The 13,382-nt window shown below is 41.0% G+C and carries 13 protein-coding genes; 2 read left to right on the top strand and 11 right to left on the bottom strand.

Features of this window, described 5'->3' with window-relative positions; genetic code table 11:
* Positions 1-8: 8 nt before the first annotated feature.
* The 11 genes from J4N22_RS13130 to J4N22_RS13080 all read right to left on the bottom strand — a co-directional run bounded on the left by J4N22_RS13130 (position 9) and on the right by J4N22_RS13080 (position 12,410).
* A complete protein-coding gene (locus tag J4N22_RS13130) occupies positions 9-2,378 on the bottom strand; it encodes a GumC family protein (RefSeq protein ID WP_207495268.1) in 2,370 nt (789 codons plus the stop codon).
* A gap of 11 nt (positions 2,379-2,389) precedes the next feature.
* Positions 2,390-3,184, bottom strand: coding sequence for a polysaccharide biosynthesis/export family protein (locus J4N22_RS13125; protein ID WP_207495267.1), 795 nt, complete (start codon positions 3,182-3,184; stop codon positions 2,390-2,392).
* A gap of 472 nt (positions 3,185-3,656) precedes the next feature.
* Positions 3,657-4,232 (bottom strand): archaeosortase/exosortase family protein, encoded by a 576-nt coding sequence (locus J4N22_RS13120; protein ID WP_207495266.1) that lies wholly within the window; start codon positions 4,230-4,232, stop codon positions 3,657-3,659.
* Positions 4,233-4,246: 14 nt separating this feature from the next.
* Positions 4,247-4,732 (bottom strand): transcription termination/antitermination NusG family protein, encoded by a 486-nt coding sequence (locus J4N22_RS13115; protein ID WP_207495265.1) that lies wholly within the window; start codon positions 4,730-4,732, stop codon positions 4,247-4,249.
* Positions 4,733-5,924: 1,192 nt separating this feature from the next.
* Entirely contained in the window at positions 5,925-7,199 is a 1,275-nt protein-coding gene (rfbH, locus tag J4N22_RS13110) for a lipopolysaccharide biosynthesis protein RfbH (RefSeq protein WP_207495264.1), read from the bottom strand.
* 8 nt (positions 7,200-7,207) lie between these two features.
* A complete protein-coding gene (locus J4N22_RS13105; protein WP_207495263.1) occupies positions 7,208-8,077 on the bottom strand; it encodes an SDR family oxidoreductase in 870 nt (289 codons plus the stop codon).
* Positions 8,077-8,613: a dTDP-4-dehydrorhamnose 3,5-epimerase gene (gene rfbC, locus J4N22_RS13100; protein WP_207495262.1), complete on the bottom strand. Its 537-nt coding sequence runs from the start codon at positions 8,611-8,613 to the stop codon at positions 8,077-8,079. Before rfbC ends, J4N22_RS13105 begins: the two co-directional genes overlap by 1 nt.
* A gap of 27 nt (positions 8,614-8,640) precedes the next feature.
* Positions 8,641-9,729: a CDP-glucose 4,6-dehydratase gene (rfbG, locus tag J4N22_RS13095; protein WP_207495260.1), complete on the bottom strand. Its 1,089-nt coding sequence runs from the start codon at positions 9,727-9,729 to the stop codon at positions 8,641-8,643.
* Positions 9,730-9,737: 8 nt separating this feature from the next.
* The gene (gene rfbF, locus J4N22_RS13090; protein ID WP_207495258.1) at positions 9,738-10,508 is read right to left on the bottom strand and encodes a glucose-1-phosphate cytidylyltransferase; all 771 of its coding nucleotides are present in this window, start codon (positions 10,506-10,508) and stop codon (positions 9,738-9,740) included.
* A gap of 19 nt (positions 10,509-10,527) precedes the next feature.
* A complete protein-coding gene (locus J4N22_RS13085) occupies positions 10,528-11,544 on the bottom strand; it encodes a ferredoxin--NADP reductase (protein WP_207495256.1) in 1,017 nt (338 codons plus the stop codon).
* Positions 11,545-12,065: 521 nt separating this feature from the next.
* Entirely contained in the window at positions 12,066-12,410 is a 345-nt protein-coding gene (locus J4N22_RS13080; protein ID WP_207495255.1) for a hypothetical protein, read from the bottom strand.
* A gap of 91 nt (positions 12,411-12,501) precedes the next feature.
* On the opposite strand from J4N22_RS13080, the gene J4N22_RS13075 reads away from it, so the two are divergent.
* A complete protein-coding gene (locus J4N22_RS13075; RefSeq protein ID WP_207495253.1) occupies positions 12,502-12,807 on the top strand; it encodes a DUF4286 family protein in 306 nt (101 codons plus the stop codon).
* Between the two features lie 288 nt (positions 12,808-13,095).
* Positions 13,096-13,365, top strand: coding sequence for an HU family DNA-binding protein (locus tag J4N22_RS13070; protein WP_207495251.1), 270 nt, complete (start codon positions 13,096-13,098; stop codon positions 13,363-13,365).
* Positions 13,366-13,382: the final 17 nt, after the last annotated feature.

Raw genomic sequence — 13,382 nt, 5'->3', positions numbered from 1 at the left:
ATAATTTTTTAAAGGGTGAAAAAGCTTAATATCTTCTGAAGCAAAGTTTTATTTTTTGAGCCTTGTATATCATTACCGTAACCATAGCCATAACTATAACCATAACCATAGCCATAACCATACTTTTGAAATCCACGACTTTTTAAACCATTGAAGATGACGGCAGGGTTCTTTAAACCAGTAACATTCTTGTTCTCATCTAGCTTTTTCAGAATTGATTTGGGGGTATATCCATGACGCACAACATACAAAGTAGTATGGCAAAGTTTTGTTAGTATACTTGCATCAGTAACAGGGGCAATAGGAGCTGTATCAATAAGTATATAATCAAATTCTTGTTCTAGAAAAGTTAACAACTCTGACATTCTGCCATTTAAAATTAGTTCCGAGGGATTTGGAGGAATTGGACCAGATGAAATAAAGAAAAGATTTTCATTAACGTCAGTCCGTTGAATAATTTCACCCATACCAACTGCTCCCACTAAGTAGCTACTTATACCAATAGTTGAATCAGCTTTGAAAAGCGGACTTAATTTGGGCTTGCGTAAGTCTAACTCAAGAAGCACAACTTTTTTATCAGTAAGAGCTAAACTTGTTGCTAAATTAGCCGCTATAAATGTTTTTCCTTCACCTGAGATGGTAGAGGTTATCAAAATTGTTTTTCGATGTTGGTTGATGCCCAAATAAGCTAAAGATGAACGTATTTGCCGAAATTGCTCAGCAATGACATGACGTTCCCCGTTTCCAATGACTATTTCTTGGCCTTTAAGGTCATGTGCTACTTCACCAATAATAGGCCAGCTTAAATATTTGACAATATCGTTTCTAAACAAGACATTTCGATTAATTATTTCTTTAAAACTTATAAAACCAATTCCTATTACAAGTCCTGCAGCAATGGCACCCAAATAAACAACCGACCTTTTTGGACTAATAGGCGCAAGAGAAGCTTCTGCCACATCTACTATTCGGCTATCTGCTACCGTACTCGCAAAAGACAGGGCAGTCTCTTCTCGTTTCTGTAGCAAAAATGTATAGATATTATTCTTGATAGACTGCTGACGGCTGATCTCCAGCAGTTCCCTTTCCTTTTGCGGAAGGGTTTTTAATACTGAAGCATATTGGTTGCTAACTCCTGTTAAATTGTTTCTTCCTGCATTGAGGCTTCTACGCTGGTTCTGGATGTTCTCTAATATACTAGGCTTTACCTTCTCAATCTGGTCCTGTACACTTACCAAAACATAGTTACCTTCTGCGGTTGTCTTCTTAAGTTTTTCATATTGCACCTCCAGTTCGTATAAGCGCTGTAATAATTGACTTAATACCGGATCATTGACGCCTAAAGTGGACGGCACTACACCTGCTGCTCCCGCTTTACTGCGTACATACTGCTCTACCTGGTCGAGCACCGCCAGCTGCATATTCATCTCTGCCACCTTCTGGTCATTGCTCTCTACGCTTTCAAGGAACAGTCGCCCCTGTTCACTGATGTTCACAATGCCTTTTTGCGTTTTGTAACGTTGTATCGCACCTTCCACAGAGTCAAGCTCATTTACTACAAAATGCAATCGTTCCTCAACAAAGGCAAGGGTATTGGCAGCCAGTTTATTTTTATCCTCAATAGCAGCACGGTTGTACACCTGGATGAGCTCATTCAGTACATCCTCCCCACGCTTCGGTATAGGATCTTTTAATTTTAGATTTATTACTGTAGCCTGTTTGCTCGTAGGTGACACGATAAGAGCGGATGCATAACTATTTACCACTCTTTTTACATCCACCAATGAGAAGTAGAAGGGTTTATCCTCCTTGCTTTGCCTGTAATTAGGATTTTTTACAAATCGGATGGTGTCACTGTCAACAACTATCCATGTATCCAGGTTGTACTCTTTTGAATCAAGTACCACCTTACCGTTTTTTACATAAAAGTATTCCTTGATAATGCCATTGATATGTGCAGGATCTTTCACCTGTACCAGCACCGGGGATGCCAGGTAGCCAGATACATCCTTCACCCTTCCCTCTTCCATAACAGGGGCATACAGGTGCAGGTTCTGTACCACTTCTTTCATCAGTGTTCTCGACTTCAGTACCTCAATCTCGTTCTCTACGATCTTCTTTGACCCAAACAGGTCAAGCGACTCCATGATATCGGCACTGTTGATCCCTTTCTTTTCATCTTTAACCAACAGGTTGGCTGTCACTTCATACACAGGGATGGTATATCGCAAGTAGATATACGCGCAGATACCTCCCAGCAGCATCAATGCCACAAAAAGCGGCCACCACGGCAGGTACTTTTCCACAAGTTCACTCAGCCCTTCTTCCTCCTTTGGCTTATACTCTTGCGAAAACGGAGACAATTGATTTGTTTGCATATGGAAAGATTTTACCGGAGTACCCGGTCAACAACAATGGCAAAAAAGGATAATCCACTTAAAACGATAGGCAATAACTGGCGTGTGCTACTTGCAGAAGAGATACGCGCAGGTGTGGGTTCTGCATAAATGATATCGTTGGTCTTCAGGTAATAATAAGGTGATGACAGGATATCACTGCTGTTCAAATTAACCCGGTGGGTAGTCTTCACACCTGCTTCTTCGCGTATCAATAGCAGATTGTCGCGCCTGCCATAGATGGTTAGGTCTCCCGCCAGTCCTAAAGCTTCTAATATGGTGATCTTTTCATTGGCCACGGTGATCACGTTTGGTCGCGCCACCTCACCCAGTACGGTCACTTTGAAGTTGAGAAATCGGATATGAACAATTGGGTCTACCAGTTGTTTTCCTTCTACCAATTTCTTTACTAGTTCTTCCGACAATTGCTTTTTTGTTTTACCGGCAGCTACAATGGCACCCAAAACAGGAAACTGGAAAGTGCCATCGGGATTTACCAAGTAACCAACTGTTTGCGTTGCGGAACTATTTGAGGTAGCCACCGACACGGTAGGCAGATTAGGCGTATTAAAAACAAGGGTAGCCTCTGGATTGGGACTGCTAACCGTAATGCTGAGGATATCATTTGGCTGTATTACCGGCTCCAGGTTAACATTGAGTTTCTGAATTGTGGTATCCTGCAGGGTATTAAAATAAACTGCTTTCCTGGTATTGGTGCAGGCTGCCATTAGTAACAGGAGAAAAACAATAAATACCAAAGTTTTCAAAGGGAGTAGGGAAATCTTCATATAGTCTCAAAAATAGAAACAAAGCAGCAGCATTACCCGCGGTTGTTGTTAAACGCTGTTATTTTAATAGATATATAATCAATTGTTACCACGGCTTCGCCACCCTCACTTACAGAGGTGGCAATTTAGAAGCGTGAAACGATCTTATCTACCGCCCCAATATGGGAGCGCATTCTCAAACGTGGAAAGGCAACAGCTTATTGTACACCTGGATCGGTTATGGCAGTTTTACTATTTAAACCACCAACTTCCACCTCAAACCTCCAACCCTAAACCTCAAACTTCAAACAGGTCTATCCTTCACTTCAGGCAATAAAAAAAGCACCTGGCACAGCCCGGCACTTAGTATTTGGTTTAGGTTCCTGGCGTCTCACCCTTGCCAGATTGGGCGCAAATATATCATTGCCAATCATCACACACCAGATTTAAAGTATAAAATATTTTAATCTTTAAATCCACAAAAACACCACTCTCAGCTATGGGCACCAGGTCTTTGCAGTTGGCCTGCTCGTTTATTAAAAAAGATTGCAAGCAACAGCACAACCAGGTACACAAAGAAATTGTACAAGTCGTGATGTTCTATATTGAATACGGGCTTCCATCCCTTTATCAGGCTCATCAACAGCGTAGCAATTCGAATAACGTTTACTATCCAAAATATTAGTACTCCCAGCAGTATCCAGGTAATTGTTGTTTTAAAATTTTTTTCATGGGCAACAACAAAAGCAATCCAGAAGCTAAATAAGCCAATGCCGATACATGATGAATTTAGCCGCACACCTTTTTCTCCTAATACTAATACATGCCCATAGATAGAAGCATTATGATCAAGTAGATGCAGCACATTATTTGCTGAATGTAAAATGGTGGAACGTAAAAATTCCATGTAGAATGGCTGTCCTTCACTTTCTATAATAGGTATAAAGATCAAACCCTTTGGATCTGATGCTGACCAATAGAAAATATGTCCAAAGTACAGCACGCAGAATATCCCAAGCAGTTTGATGATAAACCGATAGCCGCTATTTAACCAAATGCTCCGCCACATACAGTTCAAGATAATTAGGCAACTACTGCAGGAACTTTTGCAGGCATTTCAAATATTACACGCAACCTGCTGGTACCTGTAAGGGTGATGAACAAAGAAGATATCTCTATAACTTCCCGGTCATCTTGGTGCTTGATGGGCGTAGCGCCAAAATGAGCAACAACATCTGCAGGTTTCCGCACCTGTACATCGTTGCATCGCTCTACAAAATGCACCAGGTCAGTCATTTCCTGTTGTGGTACTACTACAGGCTTGTTCAGCCAGTAGATAATATGTTCCACCTGGTTGAACGACCGCAAAACCGCCAGCTCTGAAGCATGACAGTGCACAAATACATAAGTAGGAAAAATAACTGCGGGCTTTACTGCACGATGTGTAAATGCATCCGCTGGAAAGGAAACCGGCACATACGTTGCAAATCCTTTTTTTTGTAAAGTAGAGGAAAGTCTGATCTCGCTCCCCTCACTGGTGGATATAACATACCATTCTCTATCAGCCATAGCACACATTTGTTTAAGGTTGTTTATCGTTTTTCAGGGGTCTTTGCTACAGGCAAATAATCGTGCTTCTGCCGGTGGGGGGACAACAGAAGTACAGCAAAAGTAGCAAAGCCATCCTAAAATCCTAATTTCCTTTCCCTTTTTCAGGATTTTTACTCCTTTGGAGGTAGTCTAAACGCTGTAGCAGGCTGTACTAGTATGCATTAGATAATATTAAATTTTGATTAAAAGGAATAGGGAACGCGGGAAAGCTTGAACGCTGATTACGCAGATGGAAGGAAATGCTGAATTATGAATGATGCTCAATTTGACAATTTGAGAATTTGAAAAGAAAAGAAGCTGGAGAATGTGACAATTTGAGAATTTGAAGATTTGAAAATAAAATGGAGCAATGAGCAACAGGTAGGCTTATTGATCAACTTTTAATGCCCTTTCAACCATCCGTCTCGTTTGCGTGATCCGCGTGCTAAATCTGAAATCCCTAAATCAGAAATCTCAAAATATTTTCCTTGGATCCCTCCTGTTGTCGGGATGACAGTGGTTACTTGATCAGGCGTTAGGTTGAAGGCATCAGACATCTAAAATTCTACTTCCACTTCCAACTTATAACCTCACAACTCACAACTGAAAACTCCCACCTCACAACTCCCCCCATACCCCATACCCACCAATACACGCTAAAACCACGAATTGTCATCTAAATGCACATAACGCACCAAGAATGTACCTATAACCTACCTGGAAGTGGTTTTGCTTTGGTCTTGGTTTACTCTTGGTTTGGTCTTGATTTGGTCATGCTTTGAAAACGCTTGAAACAAGCGTTGTTTTCCACTCATCCATCTGCCCGGGGATCTGGAGATGAACAAATGAAGAGGAGAAGGAAGTATGGGCGGTAGGGATTAGACTTTAGGTTTTAGAAGTTAGATGGAAGATGCTAGATGGTAGATGTTAGGTGTTTGGTGTTAGGCGTTAGGTGTTAATAAAAGTGGAAGCTACTAAGTAGAAAGTCCCTCTAGCTTTGGCCTTTGTCTTACTACTTAAAACTAATTACTTACTACTCCCTCACCACTCCCTACTCTAAAATCACATGCTAGGCTTTCTAAAAAAAACCCGGGATCATTAATCCCGGGCTCTGCTTATTACTGCCGAAGTACTTTAACGGCTTGTGATAATTTCAATAAAGAAGACGCTTTTAGGCGCTGATATACTTCCTTATCACATCTGCAATATAATCATAATGCGCTTCGTCCAGGCCCGGCCACACACCCAACCAGAAAGACTGGTTCATGATGATGTCCGTATTTTTAAGGTCACCCACCACCCTATGATTTACCCCTGCATAAGCTGGTTGACGAAGCAGGTTGCCTGCAAACAATAAACGCGTGCCTATCTTTTTTTCCTCCAGGTGCTGTACCAGCATATGCCTGTCAGAAGCGTCTCCTTCTCTTAAGGTCATCAAAAATCCAAACCATGAAGGATCACTTTTTGGTGTAGGCTCAGGAAGGATAAAGATCTCTTCAAACTCTTTCATTCGCTCGTAAAGCGCAGTATAATTTGCCCTACGTTTCTCTACAAAACGATCCACTTTCCGTAACTGCGACAAACCAATGGCAGCTTGCATATCGGTTACTTTCAAATTGAATCCAATATGCGAGTAAGTGTATTTATGGTCATAGCCATATGGCAGGCTGCCTAGCTGTTGGCCAAACCTGCAACCACAGGTATTGTCTTTACCAGGCTCACAATAGCAGTCTCTTCCCCAGTCGCGGAAGCTTTCAGCGATCTTTGACAATACAGGATTATTGATCAGTACAGCGCCACCTTCTCCCATTGTAATATGGTGCGCAGGATAAAATGAAAAAGTAGAGATATCGCCGAAGGTGCCGGTCTTCTTTCCTTTGTATGTTGCGCCTAGAGAATCGCAATCATCTTCCACTACCCATAGGTTATATTTTTTAGCAACACGCATCACTTCGTCCAGGTCAAAGGGATTGCCCAGTGAGTGAGCGATCATTATAGCCTTAGTTTTTGGAGAAACAGCTGCCTCAATCATTTCAGGCAATACATTATGTGTGGCTATATCTACGTCAATGAATACAGGTACAGCACCAAACTGCACCATTGGATTGACAGTAGTTGGAAAACCTGCTGCTACTGTTATCACTTCATCGCCTGGCTTAATGGCTCGTTCTCCCAGCTTAGGAGAAGTAAGGGCGTAGAAGGCAACCAGGTTGGCAGATGAACCGGAGTTCACCAGTAAGGTCTTCACACTTCCGAAATATGCAGAGAATTCTTTTTCAAACTGGTTGGCAAAACGACCCGCAGTCAGCCAGCCATCTGCTACAGCCTCCATACCCAGCAGAAGGTCATCTTCTTCTATGATTTTTCCTGTTACAGGTATGTATTGTTCGCCCGCTTTAACAGGCTTAGAAACATTCATTTTAAAATCAGGCGCCGAAATAATCATGTTTAAAGTTATTTTCTTAAAAAATCATCAAGGTTTGAAAATTTAAAATCAGGAAATTCCATCAGGAATCTTTGTGCAAATAACCCTCCTTTTAAAGGACGAGCAGCAGGCTGGTTCAATTCGTTTGTCGCTACTGCCGATACTTTGATAGGGATATTCAATGCGATTGAAATCCTTTGCAGTAGTTGAACCCTGCTTAGATAATCGGTACTAGCAAGATGGTACACACCCTTCTTCATACCATTAATCAATAACAATATTGCACGCGCAATATCCGTCGCATTTATAGGAGTAGCATATTGATCGAAAGGCGCACTAAAATTGCTAACCCCTTCTTTTATCTGCCCAATTGTACGTAGTACATAGTTTTTACCTCGCTCCTCGTTACCATACACATTTGTGATTCGTATGATCAGGTAGCCTTGTTCATCACATCCTTCTGCTACCAATTTCTCAGCTAGCAGTTTATGCTGGCCATAAATATTTAAAGGCTTTACCGGAGCAGCTTCGTCGTACGGGCCACAGGTGCCATCAAATACATAGTCAGTAGAGATATAAATGAAACGGCTATTTTTTTGATTGGCAAACGCAACCAAGTTTTGTGTAGAAACAACAGTCTGTAAATAACTAAGTTCCGGTTCTGTTTCACACCTATCTACATGCGTTAATGCACCTGTATGTATAATGACATTCCAATCAATAGATGTTATATAAGTCGGCCATTCTTCCATAGAAGTGCAGGGATCAAAAGCTACAGTATGAGCGGTTGCATAGTTTCTATGTGTAGAACATATGTTCCAGAAAGGTTGCTCTTCCTGGAAAAGCTGATGAATATTGCCTCCTACCAATCCCGAACCTCCAATGATCAGTACTCTCATTAAAATTGGCTTGTGTATTGAGTGAAGGAAATAAAATCTTTATCGCGACCAGATAGAACAGGGTCTTTCACCGGCCAATCAAAACCAAACGAATTCCATAATATCCCTCCTTCTGCTTCTTTTGCTTGGGAGGTGGTGGTATGATATTCAACTATACTGTTGCTTTCTAGACTGAGAAAACCATGTGCTAAACCTTTTCCAATGAATAGCATCTCCCGGTTTTCAGCAGTTAGTAGCCGGCTAAAAGTCTGTCCATAAGTAGCAGAAGATTTCCTGAGGTCAAGCACCACATCCAGTATAGATCCTTGTAAGACATATACAAGCTTATCATGTGCATGGGGAGGATATTGAAAATGCATTCCCCTGATCACATCCTTATTTGAAATAGAATAAAAGCTTTCAGTAAAAGAAGGATCAAGTCCGTTCTCTGCATAAAAACCGTCATGAATCGTTTTTACGAAACTGCCTCTTTCATCATGATGTACAAACGGCTGGATGATGAACAAACCATCCATTTCAGTTTTAAGTAATTTCATTTATTTCTGTAACAGTATTTCTAAATCCTACTTTGCCCAAACAATATTTTTATTAAATGCCTTTTGAGTATACTGGTCAATTTGTAACAACCTTTGATCTATAAGTGAAGAAAGATCTGCTTCATGCATATATCCATCAGCTGTAAAGGCTATGGTTTCATTGAAGTCTAATACAGGTTGCCACTTTAATATAGAAACAGCTTTTGAAATATCAAGTTTCAACAAATTTGCTTCGTGTGGTTTTTCTACTGCCTCAGAAGGAAACGAAAAATTCCCGCTTTTTAAATACGCAATCATTTCATCAATCAATTCCTTCACAGAAAAATTACCATTGTAAGATGGACCAAAGTTCCATCCACCAGCAAATCTTTCATCGGTATATAAAGCACTAGCTAGATGTAGATAACCACTTAAAGGTTCTAATACATGTTGCCATGGCCGGGTAGCACAAGGATTGCGCAGGTATAAAGAAGTACCAGTTTCCTGTGCCCTAAAAAAATCCGGGACAATTCTGTCTTCTGCCCAATCACCTCCACCTATCACATTACCTGCACGTGCAGAAGCAATACGGCAACTATTGGGTTGATTGAAATAGGAATGCAAATAAGAAGATGTGATCAGTTCAGCACAACCTTTACTAGCACTGTATGGATCCTTGCCACCCATTGCATCATTTTCACGATATCCCCACACCCATTCCTTATTATCATAACACTTATCACTGGTAATGTTGATAGCAACCTTAACAGAGGGTGTTTTTCTAACTGCTTCAAAAAAATTAACCACCCCCATCAAGTTGGTTTCAAAAGTCTCTACAGGGTCTTTATAAGAACGTAGAACAAGCGGTTGTGCAGCAAGATGAAAAACAATTTCTGGTTGAACAGATGTGAAATAATCTTCCAGTTTCTGCCTGTCCTTTACATCACCTACGTAGTGATTGATACGGGAAGAAAGGTTACATCGAACAAAATTATCTTTATCGCCATAAGGATCTAAAGCATATCCATAAACTTCAGCACCCAGGTGTATGAGCCATAAAGCTAGCCATGAACCTTTGAAACCAGTGTGGCCGGTTACCAACACTTTTTTTCCTTCATATATATTTGAAAAAGCCATATTAAAATTTACCAGGTTTTCCATTTTGCTTTATTCATCATCCAATCATTTTCCAGCTCGTGCTTGTCGCGCAAGGTATCCATAGGTTTCCAGAAACCCTCGTGCTTGTAGGCAGCCATCTGGCAATCGAGTGCCAATTTCTCCATTGGCTCTTTTTCCCATATGGTAGCATCATCCTTTATGTAATTAAATACCTGCGGCTCACAAACAAAAAAACCTCCATTGATCCAGGATCCGTCTCCTTTAGGCTTTTCAACAAAACCATCCACGCAACTTTCAGCATTCAGGTTCAATGCTCCAAAACGACCTGAGGGTTGAACAGCAGTGACTGTACAGAATTTTTTTTCTCGCTTATGAACATTCACCAATGCAGAAATGTCAATGTCGCCCACTCCATCGCCATAGGTAAGCATGAATGGCTCGTTCCCGATGTGTGGCTGCACCCGCTTGATCCTTCCTCCTGTCATAGACCCATTCCCGGTATCGACAAGGGTAATCTTCCATGGTTCTGCCTGGCTATCGTGTACTTTCACTGAATTGTCTGCAAGGTCAATCGTCACATCGGATTTGTGCAGAAAGTAGTTTGCAAAATATTCTTTGATTACGTACCCTTTGTATCCAAGGCAAACGATAAAATCATTGAAGCCATGTGAAGAGTAGATCTTCATGATATGCCATAGTATTGGCATACCTCCTATTTCTACCATAGGCTTTGGCTTCAGAGTTGTCTCTTCTGATAATCTTGTTCCCAGTCCACCGGCTAAAAGAACGACCTTCATTTTATTGGCTAGTTTTTGGTTAGGCTTTGATTGTTATATGTGGTTGTGTAGGAAAACTGCAGCACAATAGATATTCGTCCTGCTGTATTTCTTTTTCTGGTTGTTGATGAGTTACTGTCTTGAGTGAGCCATGCAACAATGTGGCAGCGCAAAAGGTACAGGAGCCTGTCTGGCAACTATAAGGGATATCAATATTGGCATCTAAGCAAGCATCTAATATGGATTTGCCAAAAGGAACTTTAACGTTATGAACTCTTCCCTCGAAATCTACAGCAACATCGGCATCCATAACACCCTGCAGTGCAGATGGATCAACAGTATTATGAAAGTTTTCAAAATGAACGGTTGACATAGGCGCATGAGCTAGTATCTCATGATGTATCATGTCCATCATGTCCACAGGTCCACAAAGGTAGTGATAACTGTTAGCGTGGATATAGTTCATGACCTGGCTGACGCATTCCCTTGTAATACGGCCCTCAAAAAAGCAGTCATCACCAGGTACAGGTTTGCTGAAGATGTGGTATACCTTCAAACGATCAGGGAAAGCTTTCTCTAATGATTGTATCTCATCACCAAATATTATGGATTCTTTGTTCCTGTTACAGTAAATTAAACTAACAGAGGTAGTTGCCTTATTATGTAATACATCTCGGATGATGGACCATGCAGGAGTTATACCACTACCCGCACTCCAGCAGGTAATATGGTCCACTTCTTTATCATCTGGACATACGAAACGTCCCATTGGTTCCATTACTTCATAGGCATCACCAGGTTTTGCATTATTAAGCAAATAGCTAGAAACTACACCATCACATATAGCTTTGACGGTAATGTTAAGTGTCTTGTCCAACCCATATACAGAAGAAATTGAATATGGTCGCCTGTATGTTCGCCCATTGATCTTGACAACTAACGTAATATATTGCCCTGATTTATACTTTATCTTCTTTAAAGCTGGCTGTTTGAAATGAAGAGATATTGCAGTACTTGTTTCTCGTTTAATATCAGCAACAGTAAGAGTAAAATTCATGATAAATGCGCAAATTATAATTTGATACAACCTCCAACCTTCTTACTCCTTTTTCCTCACATTCCGCCGTTCTTACCCACCGTTGGTGATTGTATCACCTGTAGAAGGTTTATTTCAAGCAGAAGCTGCACGAGGGTGTAAACATTGTACCTTAAACTGCTGCGATATGAGTTAATCAGTGTACAGCTCAGGGTGTCCAGGGGCAGCAAATATAGACCTTCAAACGGGGTAAGAATAGACATTTCTGCTATATCTCCATGAATCAAAAACGAAAAATGCCCCCTTTTATTTCGCTTCCCTTGATCAAGATGGTTCCAGTTGTACAGGAATAAGCGGCATATACTACAGAAGTTGAAGCTGATATTTACTTCACGAAAGAAGAAACCATGGAAGATGTAAACAACTTAATTTCAGGTTCATGAGCTTTTATAAATGCTAAAAAGGTATGAATGTGCTACTGCCAACTAATCCTTCTTTTTACCATACAATTTCATTTTTGGAAATTCACCTTCTCTCAAAAATCACTTCCCAATCCGCTCATCTCCTTGCTTTATCATTTCGCAGGCTTTTTGAACTTTTCCTTGAAAATCGTCAAGATCTTCGCTGATGAATATCCAGCTGTGGTGGCTGCCGTCGATATCGAATTCCATGTGTGAGTGGTGGAGCTCGTTGGAAAGCGCTTCAAAAAATTCAGGCTGTGTGGCTACAAATACTCCATTGAATTCAGGGTTGACATCCGTTTCGCGAAGCAGCAATATATTTTTACCATTTACAAACAAGCCATAGCAGCCAAGCATTTTTTGTACATGCGGCCGTACAGGATAGAGGTATTGGAGTACAAAATCATAGGGTATCTGGTAGCTCATATCAATAGGGGTTAATAACAAAAATGCTGCTTTTTGCAACACGCTGCTGCGGCAATTTGTTTTTACCTTGCATCCCTAATACAGCATGCAGATGGTGATCTATAATGTAACAATCAAAGTGGCCTGGCAGATAGCAGATGAGTGGTTGCAATGGATGCAACAAACACATATGCCCGGCATGATGGCTTCGGGATGTTTTGTGTCGCACCAGCTGGTGCGCCTGCTGGATATTGACGAAGCAGAAGGCCCTACTTATGCAGCACAGTTTACCGCCCATTCCAAACAACAAATAGATGATTACCTGGAGCAATACTCCCCCACCCTGCGCCAGCAAGGCTACGATAAATGGGGCGACCAGTTTATTGCATACCGCACCATTATGCAGGTAGTACAGTAGTTGTGGAAACTTTTAGTAATAACAAATAGTTACTACCAACGCAGTAAGCATTCTAACTAAAACGACCGTTTTTACTGGATTATGCAAGGCAAACAGTGCTGAAACGCTTGCTGGCAGCGAGTTTCAGCCTTTCATCAATCAGTGTATTGTATTACTAATACGCTGAAACCCTTACGTGGTGCGGCTTTCGGCCAAATACTGATAGCTTTATTTTCAACTAAAGTTTTTGTTCGTAACTAAAAGCAAATAAATTTGTTTCTGTTAATCACAAACAAAAAAACATTTACTATGAACAAAGCTGAACTGATTGCCAAAATCGCTGACGATGCAGAGATCACAAAGACACAAGCAAATGCTGCTGTTGACTCTTTTGTAGAAGCTGTAACCAAGACTCTAAAAGGTGGCGGAAAAGTAACCCTGGTTGGTTTCGGTACTTTCTCTGTATCTAAAAGAGCTGCACGTAATGGCCGCAACCCTCAAACCGGCCAGGTGATCAAGATCAAAGCAAAGAAAGTAGCAAAATTCAAAGCTGGTAAAGAACTATCTGCAAGAATCTAACTTGCATGTATATATAG

Source organism: Aridibaculum aurantiacum (assembly GCF_017355875.1).
GTDB classification, from domain to species: domain Bacteria; phylum Bacteroidota; class Bacteroidia; order Chitinophagales; family Chitinophagaceae; genus Segetibacter; species Segetibacter aurantiacus.
The sequence above is the reverse complement of the archived record's forward strand: the minus strand, read 5'-3'. Positions and strand labels throughout refer to the sequence as shown.